Genomic DNA, 18,979 nt, shown 5'->3' with positions numbered 1-18,979 from the left:
AAATGTTTAAAAAGGTTTTACTCTCTGGATTCATGCTTGTTGCAGTACTACAAGCATCGGCTCAAGAAAAATGGCTCTTACTGAAGCCACAGCAAGTTTTTGATGGCGAAAACTTACAGTCTAACTGGCAAGTATTGGTACATAATCAGCGGATAGAAGCGGTTGGAGCAGCATTAAAAATACCAGCCAATACCGAAGTAATAGATTTGCCCAATTGTACGTTGCTCCCAGGGTTAATAGAAGGACACTCGCATTTACTTTTACATCCCTATAATGAAGTCACTTGGGATGACCAAGTTCTACGAGAATCACGTGCTGAGCGTATTTTACGAGCTGGTAATCATGCTCGTAAAACTTTGTTGGCGGGTTTTACTACAGTCAGAGATTTAGGTTCAGAAGGTGCTGATTATGATGATGTAGGCTTAAAACAATCCATCGAAAAAGGCGTAATTCAAGGTCCTCGTATGCTAGTCGCAGGTCGAGCACTTGTAGCCACAGGAAGTTATGGCCCTAAAGGATTTCAGTCGGACGTAACAGTCATACAAGGAGCCGAGGAGGCAGATGGTGTTGATAATTTGGCAAAAGCAGTGCGTACTCAAATCGGCAAAGGAGCCGATGTTGTAAAGGTATATGCTGATTACCGTTGGGGGCTATTCAAAGATGCCCAACCTACTTTCTTAGAGTCTGAGCTCAAAATGGTAGTGGATATAGCACGTAGTTCAGGACGAGACGTTGTGGCACATGCTTCTACTCCAGAGGGTATTCGACGAGCAGTGGTTGCGGGCGTAAAGACTATCGAGCATGGAGATAATGCCACACCAGAGGTTTTTGCTTTGATGAGACAATACGATGTGTGTTTTTGTCCAACATTGGCCGCAGGCGATGCTATTTCACAATATAGAGGTTGGAAAAAAGGACAAGAACCCGAACCAGAGCGTATAATAACTAAGCGTAAAACTTTCACACAAGCCTTAGAATCTGGAGTGAAAATTTGTATGGGAGGCGATGTTGGTGTATTTAATCATGGCGATAATGCACGCGAAATAGAATTGATGGTAGAATATGGCATGAAACCACTCGATGTATTACGTTCGAGTACTTCTATCAACGCAGATGTCTTTAAATTAAGAGAATTAGGAAGAATCAAAGCTGGAAATTTGGCTGATATAATTGTGGTAGAAGGAAACCCTATTCAAGATATTAAAGCCATAAAAAAGGTGAAAATAGTCCTCAAAGGAGGAATCCGAATCGATTAATAAATTATTGAGGAAAAAAAAGTAAAAGTAGATGAAGGCTTCTCAAACAAATGAGTATATTTAAAATCTATTGGTCTTCTTAACATGATATTTAGAGATGTTAAGAAGCAATTTCGAGACCCCGTATTGCCTAAAAAACTTGGGGAATTAACTAAAGTAGATACCCTGCATCTTTGACCTAGTCACGACTATAAAGAGAATATGAGCCTCTACTTTTACAAGTTCAAAAAGCGTTTTGGAAAGGTAAATTCAGATTCATTGAAATAGCTACCGCTCACTAACTTTTATGCTAAATTCATCTAGAAAAAGGTATATTTGTTGATGGAAGGAACATGGATTTTACCCTGAAATAATGATTTTGAAGACCAAGCAGACTGCCTGTATTGGAACTTTGTACCAACCACAACTCAGCAAATTCGTACCAATTAAATAAGTAATATAGATTTTATCCCATTAAAAAATACTCTTACTCCAAAGCGACTATGTTTTCAGAAAAAGACCTTTTACAAATTCAATCCAAAAACATTGCGATAGAGACGGTAGAGCAGCAAATTGAGGACTTTAGAACGGGCTTCCCATTCATGAGTCTAGAAAAAGCAGCAACTGTCAACGACGGTGTGATTCGCTTATCGGATGAAGAAGTGAAGCATTATGCCGATAGCTACGCTCAAAACTCAGCGGGTCTCAACTTATTAAAGTTTGTGCCTGCATCAGGTGCAGCTACTCGTATGTTTAAGTCCCTTTTTACCTTCTTGACAGAAAATAAAGCAGATAAATCGGTAGATCAGTTTTTTGAAAAACTACCTTTGTTTGCCTTCTACAAAGACTTATTGGAGTTAATTCCAGAAGATGCAGAAAAGCAAACCATTGCAGAGTATTTCTTGACAGAAAAAGGCTTGAACTACGGTTATTTACCAAAAGGCTTATTGAAGTTCCATACTTATCCTGATGGCTGTCGTACTCCTCTAGAGGAGCATATTATCGAAGCAGCTAATTATGGCGCTTCAGAAGGCGTTGCCAACTTGCATTTTACGGTATCACCAGAGTACAATGCTGGTTTCCAAGGCTTAACAAAAAGTATCTTACCATATTATCAGAGAGCTTTAAATACAAAATTCAATGTTTCGTTTTCTGAACAAAAAGGCTCAACAGATACAATAGCGGTAAATATGGATAATTCTCCATTCCGTGAAAAAGATGATACCTTATTGTTCCGTCCTGCTGGTCATGGAGCCTTGATTGAAAACTTGAATGATATCGATGCTGATATCGTATTTATCAAAAATATCGACAATGTTGTGCCTGATCGTTTGAAAGGTACAACGTATGATTATAAAAAGGCGCTTGCAGGTATTTTGTTGAATTATCAATCAAAAATCTTTGCTTTTGAAGCTGCGCTTGAAGCTGGCGCAACGCCAGAGTTATTGGCAGAGCTAGCTGACTTCTATGAAAAAGAGATTTGTGTATTACCTCCTGTAGGCTTCGATACTTACTCAGACGAGCAGAAAGTAGCATACTTCAAAACAAAATTGAATCGCCCTATTCGTGTGTGTGGGGTTGTGAAAAATACAGGTGAACCTGGAGGTGGTCCGTTCTGGTGCAAAAACTCTGATGGAACAGCTTCATTACAAATCGTAGAGTCTGCACAAATAGATGTGGATAGCGCTGAGCAAAAAGCTATTTTCAATAATTCAACGCACTTCAACCCAGTTGATTTGATTTGTGGTTTGAAAAACAGTAAAGGCGAAAAATTCAATTTGTTACAATTTAGAGACTCCAAAACTGGTTTCGTAACCGTAAAGTCTCGTGACGGAAAAGATGTAAAAGCTCAAGAACTTCCAGGCTTATGGAATGGTGCGATGTCTGATTGGAATACTGTTTTTGTAGAAGTTCCATTGATTACGTTCAACCCAGTAAAAACGGTGAATGACCTTTTAAGAGACGAACATCAATAATTTTTACATATTATAAATTTGAATCCCTCAAATAAGTATCGCTTGTTTGAGGGATTTTTTATGGTATTTACATAAATGTTTGATTACTTCAAGTATCTAAAATCAAAATCCTCAATCCTATATTATAATAAGCGCTTTGTATTAGGCGTTTTAATAACAAATACTTTCACTCTCAAAAAAAGATATTTCTAATTACCTAACCATTGTAATTGCATGAATCCCAGTCAGAAATCTTCTGATTGGGATTTTTTGTTTTTTCATAAGAATCATTCATATTGAGTATTGAAACAATTATCAATAAATAAAAAAACCTATGAAAATTATCGAATGTCCAAGAGATGCCATTCAAGGCTGGAAATCACCTGTTTCTACTGCTTTGAAGGTCGAATATCTGAATACACTTTTACAGGTCGGATTTGATACACTGGATTTTGGTAGCTTTGTTTCACCCAAAGCTATTCCTCAAATGGCCGATACAGCGGAGGTATATCACCAGCTACAATTGGATGGTATTTCAACCAAATTGCTAGCAATAATAGCCAACATAAAAGGAGCCGAACAAGCTGTTTTGTTTGAGCATATTACTTATCTGGGTTTCCCCTTTTCTATTTCCGAAACTTTCCAACAACGCAATACTAATAGTTCAACTACGCAAGCTTTCGAAACGGTTAAGGTAATCCAAGAACTATGTCTCAAACATCAAAAAAAGCTTGTTGTTTATTTCTCCATGGGTTTTGGCAATCCCTATGGCGATCCATATAGTCCTAATATTGTCGGAGAATGGGTTGAAAAAATGGCTTTGTTGGGTGTTGAAATTATTGCTTTATCAGATACCGTTGGCGTTGCAGAATCTGCATTAATTGGGCAATTATTTAGTCATTTAATTCCGCTTTATCCTCAAATAGAGTTTGGCGCACATTTGCATGCGAGTCCTTTTAATTGGGAAGAAAAAATCCAAGCTGCATATCATGCAGGTTGTCGTCGTTTTGATGGAGCACTTGGTGGCTTTGGAGGTTGTCCAATGGCCAATGACGAACTTGTGGGAAATATCAATACGATTAATCTTATTGAAAAATTTGGAGACATATATCCCATCAATCATCAAGCTTGGCAAAATGCGATGGACTTGAGTCACAAGATATTTATCTAGCTTTGACAGGGCATTTCAAAACAAACAAAACCATGGAATTTTATCAATCAAACAAAGTTGATGACTTCGAATCACCAGATTTTTATCAGATAGATGATTTATTGACCGAAGAACACCTCTTGATACGTCAATCAGTAAGAGATTTTATTAAAAAAGAAGTCTCTCCTATTATTGAAGATGCTGCCCAAAAAGCAGCTTTTCCAGCTTATTTAGTCAAAAAATTTGGAGAAATGGGACTTTTTGGCCCAACAATTCCTGAAAAATATGGCGCTGGAGGGTTAGACTATATTGCTTATGGCCTAATGATGCAAGAGGTTGAAAGAGGCGATTCAGGTTTGCGCTCTATGGCTTCTGTACAAGGTTCATTGGTGATGTACCCGATTTATGAGTATGGTTCAGAGGAACAAAGACTAAAATACCTTCCTAAGCTAGCTTCTGGTGAATATCTTGGATGCTTTGGATTGACAGAACCAGATTTTGGATCAAACCCTGCGGGCATGAAAACCCGAATCGAAGACAAAGGAGATTACTATTTGCTGAATGGTTCAAAAATGTGGATATCCAATGCACCAATGGCGGATATTGCTGTAGTATGGGCAAAAAATGAGCAAGGACGTATCAAAGGGCTTATCGTAGAACGTGGAATGGAAGGCTTTTCAACACCCGAAATACATCAAAAATGGTCTTTGCGAGCGAGTTGTACGGGTGAATTAGTATTTGATAATGTTAAAGTGCCTAAAGAAAATTTGTTACCTAGTGCCGATGGCTTGCGTGGTCCTCTGGGTTGTTTGGACTCAGCTCGCTATGGCATAGCATGGGGTGCTTTGGGTGCAGCAATGGACTGCTATGATTCTGCAAAAAAGTATGCTCTTGAAAGAATTCAGTTTGATAAACCTATTGCCTCGTTTCAATTAGTTCAAAAGAAATTGGCTGAGATGCTTACCGAGATTACCAAGGCACAATTAATTTGCTGGCGATTAGGGATGCTCAAAAATGCAGGAAAAGCTACTACCGCACAGATTTCATTGGCCAAGCGCAATAATGTTGACATTGCTCTAAAAATAGCTAGGGAGGCACGCCAACTACATGGAGGTATGGGCATTACAGGCGAATACCCAATTATGCGACACCTCATGAACCTCGAGTCAGTGGTTACTTATGAGGGCACGCACGATATTCATTTACTGATTTTGGGTGCTGAAATAACAGGGATTTCGGCATTCAAATAATAAACCGCTTACTCAATCAAGCAAAAGGTGCTCAATAATTTGAGATAAATTTGGGTTTTATAGTCAAACAGCCACTCAACTGGGTCTGTCGTGATTGTTTTATTTTTCATTAAAATCCTTAATCTTATGCGTAACATTAAAAAATTCGCCGTCCTTGCTTTATTGTGTGTATGTTCGCCACTTTTAAAAGCACAAAATTTATCTTTTGGTCCTACAATTGGAGTAAACTCTTCAAGTCTTTCAGGATTATCTGATACAAAATCAAGAACTGGGCTTTCTACTGGACTTTTCTTGAATTATAGCTCTACTTCACATTGGGGCTTTGGAATGCAGGTATTATATAGTCAACAAGGTGCTAATTATGAGAGAAGCGATGATTATCTCAAACTGGATTATGTACAAGTTCCTTTGCTAGCAACGTATTATTTTGGTTCTCAAAAAACAACAGGTTCTTGGAGACCCAAAGTATTTGCTGGACCTCAAATAGGTTTTTTAACAAGTGTAGCCAATAAAAGTGGATATGATTATGCTGGTAGCTATAGTTCAACAGATGTAAGTGCTGTTTTGGGAGCAGGCGTAAATTATGCACTTAGCCAAAAAATGTGGTTGAATTTAGATGCTCGTTATGCACTTGGGCTTACAGATATTGCCAAAAGTCCAACTTTAGATGTATCCAATCGTGTATTTAGTGTTAACCTAGGACTTAGTTTCCCACTTGGTACGTACAAATAAAAAAGGCTCGTAAGATTACTTACGAGCCCGAGAACCACTTACTAGGAATAACTTTATAGATTATAGAAGTATTAATTTGCTTTAAGGAAAAGACGAATGTGTACACGTGTTTTTTATTTCCGAAAAATAGCAAATATTCATTAGGTAGTGGTAGCGAATCTTATTAAACGGTCGTACTTTATGCAAAAGCCCCGAAATATCAATATTTCGGGGCTTTTGTTTTACAAATTACAAGGTCTTAAAACTTGATATTTACTCCTAACAAGAAGTTGAATCCTGCTTGTGGATAGTAAAAGTTTTCAGTAACAGTTTTGCCTTCGTAGATATAGCTATAAGTATAGCCATTTGACTCATAAAGCGTATTGAAAATGTTGTTACCCAACAAACTCAATCCTAACTCTTTACAGAACGAAGGTTTGAATGTATAAAGAATTCGTAAATCGTTGGTGAAATAGGCATTCAACTTACGATTTTCATTGCTTGTATTATCCATATATTGCTTTCCAACATATTTTGACAAGAGTCCTAATTCTAGCCCTTTAGTTGGGGTATAAAGTAATTGCGAACCTCCGATTACATTGGGTGAAAAGGCTATGTCTGTTTTAGCAAACTTGTTTTCCACATCAATATAAGGTTCGTCATAACTTGGTACTACCTCTGTGAAATTATTGATTTTGTTGCTTGAAAGAGTGGCATTTACATTCCATTTCAATGCTTTTGTTAATTGAACTCCTGCTTGCAGCTCAAGCCCCATTCTGTAGCTACTTGGTACATTGACACGAATTGGAGTGCCCACATCGTTGAGCTTTCCTGTCAATACCAATTGGTTTTTGTAATCCATCCAATAAGCATTTGCTTCAAAAGCGACTTTTCCTTTTTGTGTTTTAAAACCTGCTTCCAAATCACGCAAGGTTTCTGCTTGCGGTGCTTTTCCTGGGTTATCTACAAAATCTGAGCGGTTAGGTTCTTTGTTACCAATGCTATATGACAAAAATGCGGATGTCCCTGCCGAAATTTGATAGGTTAAGCCCATTTTAGGATTAAAGAAATTATAATTTTTGCTTTGCGAAATATCCACCAAATTATCGTCAATTCCTTTAATACTATAACCAACAGTACGATATTGTAAATCAGCAAATGCATTTAATTGCTCGCTTAATTGATAATAAACTTTTCCGTAAATATTAAAGTCTGTTTTTAGAGCGGTGCCACTGTAGTATTTATCGCCTAGCTTGGCTGTAGAAGCGTATTGTGCCCAAATAATTTGTCCGTAATGACGACCATCATATTGGTTCCAAGCACCGCCAATATTGGCACTCAAGCGATTATTACCTTTATAATCGAATGAAAATGTACTTCCATAAAAATCATTGTCTAACCATTTCTGACGAACCAAGTCCGTTTTTGTGATAGTCGTATTGCCTATAACTACATTAGGCAAGCCATATTTCGAGAATTTGTCTTGCTCTTTGAATTGCTCATAGTAGCCACGTCCGTAAGTATAATGCAAGTTGAAGTTGAATGTCCAGTTCGACGAAAGGCTATGCGATGATAATAATTGGTAATGGTCTTGCTGATAATTATCGGTTTGGTTTGGATACGTATAAGGATTGTAAGTACGATTGGTGCTCAATAAGTACTCAGGCACACCTTCCCAAGCTTGGTAAGTTTTTTCTTTTCCAGAAAATACATTCAAACGATAAAAAGATTTTTTGGTAAAATATGCACCTGATAAGTAAAACGAACGAAGGTCTGAAGAAGCACGATCGATATAACCATCAGATTTAAGTCTCGACAAACGAGCATCTAACGTAAAACGATTATTCAAAAGACCTGAACCTACTAAAACGGTATTTTTGAAAGTATTAAATGATCCAAACGAATTGTTTGATTCTGCGTAAGCATCTTTTCTAAATTCGTTTGTAGACATATTGACACTTGCTCCAAATGCTCCAGCTCCGTTGGTAGACGTACCCACGCCACGCTGAATCTGAATCGAGTTGGTCGAACTAGCAAAATCTGGCATGTTTACCCAATAAACTCCTTGCGATTCGGCATCATTGAGCGGAATCCCGTTGATGGTAACATTGATACGAGTCGCGTCTGTACCACGAATACGAATACCCGTGTAACCAATCCCAGCACCTGCATCGGAGGTCGTTACCAACGAAGGCGTAAAGTTGAGTAATTGGGGAATATCCTGACCCAGATTTTGTTTTTGAAGGTCTTCTTTGCTCACATTGGTATAAGCAACAGCAGATTTTTCATTAGCACGAGTAGCATTTACCACTACTTCGTCGGCCATAAATGAGCTTTTTTGAAGCGAAAAAGAAATGTTAGTATTTTGCTGAAGCTCGATAGAATTGCTTTGTTTCTCAAAACCTACGAAGCTTACCTTGATGGTATAAGTGCCTTTTTTGAGGTTTTTGATAACAAAATTACCTTGTGCATCAGTAATAGTTCCACGCATTGTATTGTCGATAGTAAGTGTTGCACCAGCCAATCCTTTTTTAGTTTCGCTGTCAGTTACTTTACCCGAAATACTCAATTGTGCATAAGCCGATATGGTGAGGCTGCACAATAACATAACCATAAAAGCCTTTTGAGCCAACCCACTTTTGAGTTGTGTCAAAAGAGTTTTTGCGAAAAATCGCTCAGTCGTTAAATTTTTCATCATTTTTGAAAACATAACGACAGGTAAAGGAGCCAAATCCTGTCTGATTTAACAATAATAATAACCCGTAAAAAATTGATTAATTGAACGATAGAAAGATTGTATCACGATCTATCATCAAAATCCCTTCGACAGCATTACCTGTATCAGGTTCAATGGGTATAATCTCAGCCCGTTGTTATGAGGCACCCCTTTTTTGTGATTGTGAGTACAAAGGTATGATGAAAAACAATACAATCGATTTAGAATATAGAAAAGTTTGAATTATCGTGGGACTTCTACTTTTTGTATGACCCCTTTGAGAACATCCTCTATGTTAGTTCCTTCCATTTCCTTTTCTGGTGTAAGTGCCACACGATGACGAAGAATAGCCGGCAACAATTCTTGAATATCTTCTGGAGTAACAAAATCTCGCCCACGAATAGCAGCAAAAGCTTTAGACGCTTGTAACAAGGCTACCGAAGCACGTGGAGATGCTCCTAAATACAGGAATTTTGAACGACGAGTTTCGTGGATTAATTTGGCGATGTATTCCAAAATATTTTCATCTACAATAACCTGTTTCACTTTTGTTCTTAAACTGTATAATTGTTCAGTTGATAAAACTGATGAAATACTTTCTTCTACCTTGCCAGCATCCTCTTTAGCACGACGCTGATGCCCTTTCAAAATATCAATTTCTTCGCTGAGATTAGGGTATCCTACCAAAATCTTGAACATAAAACGGTCAAGCTGTGCTTCTGGTAGTCGATATGTCCCTTCCTGCTCGATAGGGTTTTGAGTGGCAATTACCAAAAACGGAAATGACATTGGATAAGTAGTACCCGCATTAGTAATCTGACGCTCTTCCATCACCTCAAACAAAGCTGATTGAGTTTTAGCAGGCGAACGATTGATTTCATCGATTAGTACAATATTGGAAAAAATAGGACCTTTTCTAAACTCAAAATCACTGACTTTGGGGTTAAAAACGGCCGTGCCCAATACATCCGAAGGCATCATATCAGGCGTAAATTGGATACGACTAAAGTCAACCGAAATCGTGCGTGACAACAGTTTTGCCATCAAAGTTTTAGCAACGCCAGGCACACCTTCCAATAATATATGTCCATCGGCTAAAAGTGCTGTAAGCAACAAATCAATCGTTTGTGGCTGTCCAATAACAATTTTGCCTATTTGTTCGCGTATTTCTGTAACCGCTTGGTGTAATTCGCTTAAATCTATGCGTGATTCAAAATTCATAATTTTGGTAAAAGAGCGTGAAATGGTATCAATAAGTATAAGTTACAAGCTGAAGTTTCTCCATTACTTGAGTAATATATTAATCAGTTTCAAAAGATCCTATAAAGCTTTTGAAAAGACTTATCTCTGAAAAATCCTAATAAACAGACATATTTATTATCCGCTTTAAGCGATATTTCCTAGACTGAATGATTCGTTTTTTAGTAAACTACATAAATATTCTACCAACTGCCAAAAGCCGATTGCTCAAAGCCGACCGCCGAAAACTCTTCATTTATGCTTTGACCGTTTGATAAAACTCTTCAATGGCTTTATTGAGTGCAATAAGTTCTTTTTCGGAGATGCTATTTACCAGATTCAATTGCTGAATGGTATGAAAAAGAGCTTGTAGCTTACCTAATTCTACCCCAGATTTATTACTTAGCTCGTCCAAAAAATCTTCATTAACTAGAAGGGTATTTAGGTAGAATTTATCTCTAATAAAATGTAAAAAATGAGCTATTTTTTTCTGAGCAATAGTTAAATGCTCCTTTTTATTAAAATACAACTGCCCTATGGTTTTTACAAATAAGACTGAGGTGTTTTGAGGAGTATCAATAACTGGAATGATTCGTTGACGACGTTTTGCCTCAAAGAACATAAAAAATATAAGTGCTAAAAGTGTCAAATAATAAGCCCATCGTAAAGCTGGCTGACTAACAATAAACCTAAAAGGGGACTCATCGTAAGAGGCATCGCTAGCTTTACGGATAGATTTGTTCATTACCCTAAAGCGAGCTCCTATAGAAGGTGCCTGATAATATTCATCCCAATAAATGGTTTGTTGCGGAAGATAGCGTAGGGCATTTATTGAAAAATAGCAATTTTGGGGCTTAATAAGATAATAGTTACTAAAAACTCTAGGCGTGGAGTTGAGCAACAAAGTGCCTTTTCCCCATTTTACCTTAATAAAAGTAGGCTTTTTGAGATGATTATAAGCCAGAACAGTCCACGGTATTGTGGATTTATTAGTATCAACAAAAAAAGCTTCAGCATCTTCCATTCTAAAAATAAAGGGCTTTTTCTGACGGAGTTCTGGGTGGGTAAAATTAAGTGCGGCGGCTGTACCCTTTTTTAAAATACTAATATAATCTGTCGAAATATGCAGCGTATCGCCAAGTGAGCCAAAATCTTCTGCCGCGATAAATACAGTATTTCCTGTCGAAACAAACTGTAGCAATTTTATTAATGAAACAGAGTCTAGCGTAAAGGTATTGCAGATGTTGATATAAGAAGTATTTTTTAATTCAGTGCGTTGCTCTGTGTGTCTAGCTAAAACAGGGAACTTTTCGTCGTGAATTTCTTGAGAAGGGAATAGCTCAGGAAGAATTTTATATAAAATTTCGCCCCCAAATGGAATATCGTCTTGGTTGGAATAGGTAGGTGTCCAAATGACTGGCTTGGGTTTATATATTTCGACCAATATAAACCCCAATAGTGTAATACCTAATACAATAAGATATTTAGTTTTCTGCGTCATTCAGCGGTGCGAGGTGATTTTGTGTAAATAAGTTTTGGTCTGGGTATTAGTTCCACACTTTTTCCACAAATCTATGAATCTATGTGAAATAAAAAAGCATTTGAGCTAACTCAAATGCTTTTTTATTTTATTCTTCCTCTTCTTCGTCATCTGTCACAGTTGTGATACTTTTGACCTTTGAGTTTTCACAATAAATTTCTAGGAATGAATCCGAGCTACCAAACTGTACGCTAATGGTAATCCAAGATGGATTAAACTCGTCTATATCACGGATTTTGTAAGATTTAGGAAACATCTTTTTCACTTTTGCGATAGGGTCTCCCACTTTTAATCCTCCAAGGTTGTCGAGTTGGAATTTCGTTGACTTTAATTCAAAACCACTTACCATTTCGTCCATTACATAGAAAGAATCCTTGCCATAAAGATAAATTTCAAAATGGTCACTATTTTGAGCATCAGGAGTTTCTTCTTTTCTAACAGAATCTGGTGAGCCTAATTTTTCTAATAAAGCGCCATAAGGTCCTCCTAATTTTACACCAGAAATGACAGTTGATTCAAAATTGATGGTATCATATTCAACTTCCTCGATGCGTCTATGTTGGGTTGTTTCTACAATAGTGGTTTTAAAAGAGCTGAATGTTAGGGCTGTTGAAACCCCCAACAAAATAATTAAGCTTATCTTTTTCATGTTATTATCACGCGTTTTGAGGCTAACGCCTACTTCGTGTTATACTGCGATTAAAGTTGGAAAATTGATTTTGTATAGATTCAAATTCGATTGCACTAATCAAAAAATCTCCGTACCAGATGTATTCAAAAAGGGTGGTAAGTGATTCAAATTCTTGACGTAATTCGATTGGTTTTAACTCGTAAATATAACTTCGATTGGTTTTGTTCAATCGCCACTCGATTAAGTCTTGATTACTCAATGATTTTAGCACTTGTAAATAGTACAAGCGAGTAGCCAACTTAAACTGCTGATCAGACAAAGCACCCTCGATTGCTTTTTCAAAATCTAACGCATGAATATCTTGTGCTAGTACTTGATAATCAATAGAAATAGATTTGTCGTTGCGCCCGAAGATGTTTGCAAATTCAATACCAATTAGCTTCATTATCACAAAGATTATCACAATTGCCAGAAATACATACATGCCTATCTTCAATGATTTGCCTGTAGTGCTTTTCTCAAAAAACTGTGAAATCCAACGTAAAAACATCAGCCAAAGCCTACCACTCCACGACATTTGTTCGATAGGAACGGTTTGATATTGGTACTTTTTTTCTTTTCGAAAACTCGTTAAAGTTTTGTCTGGTTGCTTGGGCGGACTAAGTTGCGTGAGTGAATCAACACGGCTTATTTGACCTTGAAGACGGCAAATTGGCATTAGAGTCACCCAAAAACATAGTATGACGTATTTTAAAGTAATAGGAATATGTCTTTTTTTAACACTCATTTTTGAGTTAGAAAAATAATGGACAAATTTCAAACCATTGTGGATTTGGGATTTCTGATTTCGGAAATATTGAAATATACCTTCAGTTTATCTAAAGTAGATTACACTTCAGCAATCCAATGTCCGAAATAGATGTTTTATAAAATCCTTCGTAAACGATTATATACAAGTGCTGACTTCCAAGCTTTGCATTGGAAGTTCGAAGTCACTAATGATTACCCAAATTATTGATTTGCTTAAATAGGCTATTTCCATCTTTTCTTTCGACAAGATTAAAATACTGGAACCCTAAAGCAATATAGGTAATAGCTGATAGAATAGACGAGCCTACCATCGAAATTGCTGTTGATCCCACTACCACCCAGTCGCTAGTAATACCAGATTGGATATTTAACATTTTTAAAACTGTTAAAATACCCGCAGGAAGACTAAATACTAGTCCGATAAAGTAAACAATGATAGACACAATCATAACCAATCCGAAAGTAGACCACCACTTACCTTCAATAAGGTATTTGGCTCTACGAAGCGAAAAACTTGGGCTAGCTTCTTCAAAAACAATAATGGCTGGACTAAGTAAAAACATAATCATAAAATATAGCATGACTGCAAAAATCCCTAAGCCAAAAATGCCAATAATCATAGGTCCAGCAACACCACCCATAGCTACACCCAAGGCTCCAGTAGCAAGTGATGCTAAAATAATAATGCCAAAAAAGACAAGTAATACCAAGAAAAAGCCTCTAAAAACAGGAAGAAAATGGTGCTTCACTTTTGCTGTTACTCTTTCTACAGTAATTCTTGATACTGAGTCTTCCAAATAGCATTGCATATAACTATAAACCGTTACTACTAAGAGAACCATTGAAATCACAGTTGCAAACAATAATATAAAATAAGCAGGTCCGATGATATCGATACCACTTTTACTAAATCTTCTTAATATTTCTTCGACACCAGCGTTGGCATCCATGGGTGTGTCAGAGGCTGTGCTATTTAATACATTGATTTGATGAAACCCTCCAGCAATACCTGCAATGAGTAAAACAGGGCCAACGATAAATAATAAGGCAATAAATAAGTCTTTGAAATTGAGACGAACAAAAGAGAAGGTATCGTTAATTTTTTGACTAAAATCACGCTCTCTTTCAAGAGGTAAGTACTGTTTTTCCATAATAGTTGTATTGGTAGTAATCGAGGGAATAAGCTAAAAATAAGGTTTTGTGAAAATGGAATAAGTATTTTGCTTTCGTAAATGTTAATACGAGATTGCGAGTTAAGATTTTTAAATTCAAAATTCGTTCCTCTTATCGCTGTATTTTAACATAATTGACTTTTCTGAAATACTTTTTGAGGATATACGATAAAATACCACACAATAAACATAAAAGACGGTACAATTATGAGTAAACTATAAAAGGTATTTAGATGCTGTCGTGTAATAAAGCTTTCGATAAAGCCAGCCATAATAAACAAAGGTACTAAAGCAATAACGATTTTAATGCCATTTTTTGCGCCAATCTTGAAAGATTCTAAACGCGAGTAAGTTTGAGGAAATAAAAGACTATTTCCCATAACTAATCCAGCACATCCTGCTACAATAATTGATGAGATTTCTAAAACTCCATGTAGCCAAATCGTTAATAAGGATACTTTTAGGAAACCTTGCTGATAACAAAAATATTGGAATACTCCCAGCATAATGCCATTGGTGATGAGCATATACGCTGTGCCTGCCGAAAACAAACATCCCATAACAAAACACACAAAAGAAACTTTTATGTTATTAGAAGTAATTTGCAAAAACATCATTAGCGGGTCGCTTCCTCCATATACTGCCAAAGGGTCTCCTTTTCGAATGTTTTCCAGCGTCATGTCGATATAGTCGTCGCCTAAAATGAGTCGAGCAAAAGTATCGTCGTATGCCACAGATATAGCACCTATTACAGCCGAAATAAACGTGATACAGAAGGCTACCCAAAGCTCTTTTCGAAAGCGAAATAAGAGATAGGGCACTTCAAACTTCCAAAATTCAACAAAACGATTGGAGGATTCTTTTTTATTGGCGTAGATTTTTCGGTAAAATTGAGCCGTTAATTCATTCAAATAACGAGTAGTTGTTGAATTAGGGTAAAACGTTTGTGCGTAGGCTAAATCATCAGTTAATTCTATAAATCTTTCGGCTAGTTTATCAGAATGAATATTTTGTACATCTTCTTCAAAAGATTGCCATTTATCAAGATTTTGTTTCTTAAATAATGCCTCTCTCATGGTGTATTTTTGCTTAAGGTAGTTTAATTTTAAGCAATATATCAAAATAACTTTACCACTGTGATAGATAATGAGTAAAATAAAAATACTGACAGCTCAAAATGTCGAAGTAGCTTTTACACCAGCTAGTATTGGAGATAGAATTATCGCATATCTGATTGATTTGGTAGTTTATTTCGCATGGATTCTTGCTTTTACCCTAATTGCTACATGGCTCGACGATAGTCTATTTAATAATAGAATCAGAACCATTCTTTTCTTTGGATTGGGTATATTACCTCTGTTTTTTTATGATTTAGTTTGTGAAATATGGCTCAATGGCCAAAGTGTTGGAAAAAGAGCTCGTAATATCAAAGTGATTAAATTGGATGGAAGTGCTCCCACAATCGGTGCATATATATTACGATGGATTTTTAGAATTATTGATTTTAGCATTTTTGGTCAATGGGTGGGTGTCGTAGCGATTGCCGCAGGTGGTAAAGGACAACGCTTGGGAGATATGGTGGCTGGTACTACTGTAGTTCGTATAGAACCTAGGGTATCGCTTGAGGCACTTCGTCAGCCTGTACTCGACGAAGCTTATGAGGTGATGATTCCTGAAGTAAGCTTGTTGTCGGATGCCGATATTGAAATTATTCGACAGGTAATTCAAAGAGTAGAAGAAACACAAGATGAACGTTTGCTGAGCCAAACAGCACAAAAACTTAAGGAAATTATGCAAGTAGAGTCAAGTCTCGATGATAATGCCTTTTTGACACAAGTCCTTAACGACCATACGTTTTTGATGGCCTATGGTGACGAATAATGGTATTACATTGCTTGAAAAAGCTTACGATAACTAAGTGGGCTTTGTCCTGTAAAGGTTTTGAATTGTTTGTTGAAATGCGATACATTGCCAAATCCACTTTCAAAACATACTTCAGCTACTTGTTTGTCGGTACCAATTAACAAGTTACAAGCGTGTTTGATACGATATTCGGTAACTACATCGAGAAAGGTCTTCTTTGTAATTTTTTTGAAGTATCTACAAAAAGCAGTTTCGGTCATATTTGCTAAATATGCCGCTGTTTCTAAATGAACTTCCTGTGTATAGTTTTCAATCACATAGGCATAAACTTTATTGATTCGTTCTAAATCGACTGTTGCTAACTGATATGCAGGATTTTGATTTTCTAAAAGTTGGTGGTCTTGTGGAGCCTGTGCGATGGTATTTAACAAGTCTAACAATCCTAATACTTTCTGAACAGGGGGAACGTTTAGTAAAAAAATCAATTCTTTCGCAATTCTATTTCTGGTATTGCCTGTAATAACCAAGCCTGAAGCTGATTTTTCCAGTAAATTGCCAATTGCTTGCATTTCGGGGGTTAAGAAAAACTTTTCTCCTAAAAAATCTGCTTTAAATTGTAACACCAAAGCTTGAGCAGAATCTTCCATTCCAATGGTTTCATTTTTCCAGCAATGAGGCAAGTTGGGTCCTATCAGTACTAAATCTCCTGCACTAAAATCTGCTACATGATTGCCTACATATCTTTTACCTTCACTCTTTATAATGAGAGTTAACTCATATTCGGGATGAAAATGGTAGGGAGCATCAAAATATGGCAAACTAAAATGTCTGAATCTCAAGGATTGATTCAATCCATTATCTAATTGCTCTAAGGAGGCTTTCATTTGATAAAAATTATACTTAGTATAAGAATTTTGATAGGAAATAGGTAAAAATGCACAAATATTGGTAAAAAACGACAAAATACTCCCGAAAAAATTTATGTTATTTTGTCTTCGCCAAGAATCAAAAATACGGCAGTCCGTCTAAAACTTGTTATTATTTTAGTATTAAATGTATGGTTGGTTTATCTTTTCCCGACTTATCCTATATGTTCAAGATTAGTTCTCAACAACAATCCGAGTATCAGCAAAATGGACATATTTTGCTACATAATATTGTAGATTCGGATGATATAGACCTTTATCGACACCTAATTCATAACGGTGTAGAGAAATTCAATACGGAGTTTCGTGAGATGTCCGAGCGAGATACTTATGGTAGAGCCTTTCTGCAAGTGATGAATCTTTGGGAGGTTGACGAAGACATCAAGAATTTCACCTTTTCTAAACGATTTGCCCAAATTGCTGCCGATTTGATGGGGGTCGAAAAAGTACGTTTGTACCATGATCAAGCACTTTTTAAGGAAGCTGGCGGTGGTCATACCCCATGGCATCAAGACCAGTATTATTGGCCTATCGATACTAGTAATACTATTACAATGTGGATGCCTTTGATAGATATTTCTGAAGAAATGGGTATGCTTACCTTTGCCTCAGGCTCACATGAATTAGGTTTTTTAGGAAATCTAGCAATTTCTGATACATCAGATGATGTACTTGGGGATATCGTGAAAGAAAAAGGCTATCCTATTATAAGAGCCTCCTCGATGAAAGCAGGCGATGCTACTTTTCATGCTGGGTGGACTTTACACAATGCCCCAGGAAATAACTCGTCAAAGACGAGGGAAGTCATGACTATTATTTTTGTAGCCGATGGAGCAAAAATTTCTGAGCCTCAAAATGCTCACCAAGAAGCAGACCGCCAGAGATGGATACAAGGTTTACCTGTCGGAGGCTTAGTAGCATCTGAATTAAATCCTATTTTGAATTAAGGGATGTAATCAGAAGCAAGTTAGATATAGCACACATGTATAAGTTTAGCGCTTTACATAAATAATCCGTTCAGATTAATTTTCTGAACGGATTATTTATTTTTCATGCTATGATGTAAAAGCCCTAATGCTTGGGACAACCACAATCTTTTTTACGAAATAAACCCCATAAAAACCCTTTTTTACGTCTTCTTTTATAAGCGCTTTTGGTAGTTGTTGTCGAGATATGTGTTTCAATAGACTTATACTCTACTGTATTAGCTTCTGATTCTAGTTGTAAACAACATATAGCAAAACCCAATAAAATTACCTTTTTCATAAGTGTTTGGCGTTGTTATATAGGAAAATGATTGCGTGATAACGGACACAACTAAAAGCAAAGTAAATAGATATTGCTGAATTATTAGTAGTTAGATAACGAAAGCTTTGAGATTTAAGTATAAAAAAAGGGAGGCATTCCTAATTTAGTGATTTACAATTGAGTGAATGAGTGATTATTCTAAAATTTGTATTTTAGCTGTAGAGACGCAAAGCATTGCGTCCTATGCCAAGTAAAACATAGCATAGTAATATCAAAAAGGGCGGTCGAAAAACTAATTTCGACCGCCCTTTTTGATACTATATTTCAGAATGATAACTCTTTAGTCGCAAAACATTGCGTCTCTACAAGTAAAATTCACATTAAAAATAATCACTCATTCACTCAATTACTCAATTGTAGATTTACGCTTACAAAATAATATTTGGTAATGAGGGAGTTAAACCGATCACTCAATGGTAGATAGATACTGAAGTGATGTTTGGTTACTCCTTCATGACAAATGCTCATAACGG

The 18,979-nt window shown here is 36.6% G+C and carries 16 protein-coding genes and 1 riboswitch; of the genes, 7 read left to right on the top strand and 9 right to left on the bottom strand.

Going from position 1 to position 18,979, the window contains the following annotated elements; translation table 11 throughout:
* Positions 1 to 2 precede the first annotated feature (2 nt).
* The 5 genes from QM491_RS05315 to QM491_RS05295 all read left to right on the top strand — a co-directional run bounded on the left by QM491_RS05315 (position 3) and on the right by QM491_RS05295 (position 6,322).
* Positions 3 to 1,256 carry a metal-dependent hydrolase family protein gene (locus QM491_RS05315; protein ID WP_283326234.1) on the top strand — a complete coding sequence of 418 codons (1,254 nt, stop codon included), beginning with the start codon at positions 3 to 5 and terminating at the stop codon, positions 1,254 to 1,256.
* 482 nt (positions 1,257 to 1,738) lie between these two features.
* Complete coding sequence (locus QM491_RS05310; protein ID WP_283326233.1) at positions 1,739 to 3,211, top strand: DUF4301 family protein; 1,473 nt, start codon at positions 1,739 to 1,741, stop codon at positions 3,209 to 3,211.
* 313 nt (positions 3,212 to 3,524) lie between these two features.
* On the top strand, positions 3,525 to 4,361 hold the full coding sequence (locus QM491_RS05305; RefSeq protein WP_283326232.1) for a hydroxymethylglutaryl-CoA lyase-like TIM-barrel protein: 837 nt from the start codon (positions 3,525 to 3,527) through the stop codon (positions 4,359 to 4,361).
* Between the two features lie 32 nt (positions 4,362 to 4,393).
* Positions 4,394 to 5,590 carry an acyl-CoA dehydrogenase family protein gene (locus tag QM491_RS05300; RefSeq protein WP_283326231.1) on the top strand — a complete coding sequence of 399 codons (1,197 nt, stop codon included), beginning with the start codon at positions 4,394 to 4,396 and terminating at the stop codon, positions 5,588 to 5,590.
* Between the two features lie 126 nt (positions 5,591 to 5,716).
* Positions 5,717 to 6,322 carry a porin family protein gene (locus QM491_RS05295; RefSeq protein ID WP_283326230.1) on the top strand — a complete coding sequence of 202 codons (606 nt, stop codon included), beginning with the start codon at positions 5,717 to 5,719 and terminating at the stop codon, positions 6,320 to 6,322.
* Between the two features lie 238 nt (positions 6,323 to 6,560).
* Here QM491_RS05295 and QM491_RS05290 read toward each other — a convergent pair whose 3' ends face one another.
* From QM491_RS05290 to QM491_RS05260, 7 genes are all read right to left on the bottom strand, one after another.
* Entirely contained in the window at positions 6,561 to 8,999 is a 2,439-nt protein-coding gene (locus tag QM491_RS05290) for a TonB-dependent receptor (protein ID WP_374761246.1), read from the bottom strand.
* 103 nt (positions 9,000 to 9,102) lie between these two features.
* Positions 9,103 to 9,199, bottom strand: a riboswitch (TPP riboswitch).
* Between the two features lie 61 nt (positions 9,200 to 9,260).
* On the bottom strand, positions 9,261 to 10,238 hold the full coding sequence (locus QM491_RS05285) for an AAA family ATPase (RefSeq protein ID WP_283326229.1): 978 nt from the start codon (positions 10,236 to 10,238) through the stop codon (positions 9,261 to 9,263).
* A 274-nt stretch (positions 10,239 to 10,512) separates the two neighbouring features.
* Complete coding sequence (locus QM491_RS05280; RefSeq protein WP_283326228.1) at positions 10,513 to 11,757, bottom strand: DUF4350 domain-containing protein; 1,245 nt, start codon at positions 11,755 to 11,757, stop codon at positions 10,513 to 10,515.
* A gap of 127 nt (positions 11,758 to 11,884) precedes the next feature.
* A complete protein-coding gene (locus QM491_RS05275; protein WP_283326227.1) occupies positions 11,885 to 12,445 on the bottom strand; it encodes a hypothetical protein in 561 nt (186 codons plus the stop codon).
* 22 nt (positions 12,446 to 12,467) lie between these two features.
* Positions 12,468 to 13,214: a DUF4129 domain-containing protein gene (locus tag QM491_RS05270; protein ID WP_283326226.1), complete on the bottom strand. Its 747-nt coding sequence runs from the start codon at positions 13,212 to 13,214 to the stop codon at positions 12,468 to 12,470.
* 208 nt (positions 13,215 to 13,422) lie between these two features.
* Entirely contained in the window at positions 13,423 to 14,388 is a 966-nt protein-coding gene (locus QM491_RS05265; RefSeq protein WP_283326225.1) for a DUF7847 domain-containing protein, read from the bottom strand.
* Positions 14,389 to 14,534: 146 nt separating this feature from the next.
* Complete coding sequence (locus QM491_RS05260; RefSeq protein WP_283326223.1) at positions 14,535 to 15,485, bottom strand: stage II sporulation protein M; 951 nt, start codon at positions 15,483 to 15,485, stop codon at positions 14,535 to 14,537.
* A gap of 70 nt (positions 15,486 to 15,555) precedes the next feature.
* Here QM491_RS05260 and QM491_RS05255 point away from each other — a divergent pair, with 70 nt between their 5' ends.
* Positions 15,556 to 16,290 (top strand): RDD family protein, encoded by a 735-nt coding sequence (locus QM491_RS05255; RefSeq protein WP_283326221.1) that lies wholly within the window; start codon positions 15,556 to 15,558, stop codon positions 16,288 to 16,290.
* A 5-nt stretch (positions 16,291 to 16,295) separates the two neighbouring features.
* Here QM491_RS05255 and QM491_RS05250 read toward each other — a convergent pair whose 3' ends face one another.
* Entirely contained in the window at positions 16,296 to 17,156 is an 861-nt protein-coding gene (locus QM491_RS05250) for an AraC family transcriptional regulator (RefSeq protein ID WP_283326220.1), read from the bottom strand.
* Between the two features lie 206 nt (positions 17,157 to 17,362).
* On the opposite strand from QM491_RS05250, the gene QM491_RS05245 reads away from it, so the two are divergent.
* Complete coding sequence (locus QM491_RS05245) at positions 17,363 to 18,145, top strand: phytanoyl-CoA dioxygenase family protein (protein ID WP_283326218.1); 783 nt, start codon at positions 17,363 to 17,365, stop codon at positions 18,143 to 18,145.
* A 124-nt stretch (positions 18,146 to 18,269) separates the two neighbouring features.
* On the opposite strand, the gene QM491_RS05240 is transcribed toward QM491_RS05245, so the two are convergent.
* Positions 18,270 to 18,464, bottom strand: a complete 195-nt coding sequence (locus QM491_RS05240; protein WP_283326217.1) for a hypothetical protein — start codon at positions 18,462 to 18,464, stop codon at positions 18,270 to 18,272.
* Positions 18,465 to 18,979: the final 515 nt, after the last annotated feature.

Source organism: Flectobacillus longus (assembly GCF_030056705.1).
Lineage (GTDB): Bacteria > Bacteroidota > Bacteroidia > Cytophagales > Spirosomataceae > Flectobacillus > Flectobacillus longus.
Note: the sequence above shows the minus strand (reverse complement) of the source record. Positions and strands in the feature narration are given on the sequence as shown.

Coding starts and splice junctions, on each gene's coding strand:
- QM491_RS05280 (WP_283326228.1), bottom strand. CDS start 11,757: ATGACGCAGAAAACTAAATATCTTATTGTATTAGGTATTACACTATTG.
- QM491_RS05240 (WP_283326217.1), bottom strand. CDS start 18,464: ATGAAAAAGGTAATTTTATTGGGTTTTGCTATATGTTGTTTACAACTA.
- QM491_RS05255 (WP_283326221.1), top strand. CDS start 15,556: ATGAGTAAAATAAAAATACTGACAGCTCAAAATGTCGAAGTAGCTTTT.
- QM491_RS05315 (WP_283326234.1), top strand. CDS start 3: ATGTTTAAAAAGGTTTTACTCTCTGGATTCATGCTTGTTGCAGTACTA.
- QM491_RS05310 (WP_283326233.1), top strand. CDS start 1,739: ATGTTTTCAGAAAAAGACCTTTTACAAATTCAATCCAAAAACATTGCG.
- QM491_RS05250 (WP_283326220.1), bottom strand. CDS start 17,156: ATGAAAGCCTCCTTAGAGCAATTAGATAATGGATTGAATCAATCCTTG.
- QM491_RS05300 (WP_283326231.1), top strand. CDS start 4,394: ATGGAATTTTATCAATCAAACAAAGTTGATGACTTCGAATCACCAGAT.
- QM491_RS05260 (WP_283326223.1), bottom strand. CDS start 15,485: ATGAGAGAGGCATTATTTAAGAAACAAAATCTTGATAAATGGCAATCT.
- QM491_RS05245 (WP_283326218.1), top strand. CDS start 17,363: ATGTTCAAGATTAGTTCTCAACAACAATCCGAGTATCAGCAAAATGGA.
- QM491_RS05295 (WP_283326230.1), top strand. CDS start 5,717: ATGCGTAACATTAAAAAATTCGCCGTCCTTGCTTTATTGTGTGTATGT.
- QM491_RS05285 (WP_283326229.1), bottom strand. CDS start 10,238: ATGAATTTTGAATCACGCATAGATTTAAGCGAATTACACCAAGCGGTT.
- QM491_RS05305 (WP_283326232.1), top strand. CDS start 3,525: ATGAAAATTATCGAATGTCCAAGAGATGCCATTCAAGGCTGGAAATCA.
- QM491_RS05275 (WP_283326227.1), bottom strand. CDS start 12,445: ATGAAAAAGATAAGCTTAATTATTTTGTTGGGGGTTTCAACAGCCCTA.
- QM491_RS05290 (WP_374761246.1), bottom strand. CDS start 8,999: ATGATGAAAAATTTAACGACTGAGCGATTTTTCGCAAAAACTCTTTTG.
- QM491_RS05270 (WP_283326226.1), bottom strand. CDS start 13,214: ATGAGTGTTAAAAAAAGACATATTCCTATTACTTTAAAATACGTCATA.
- QM491_RS05265 (WP_283326225.1), bottom strand. CDS start 14,388: ATGGAAAAACAGTACTTACCTCTTGAAAGAGAGCGTGATTTTAGTCAA.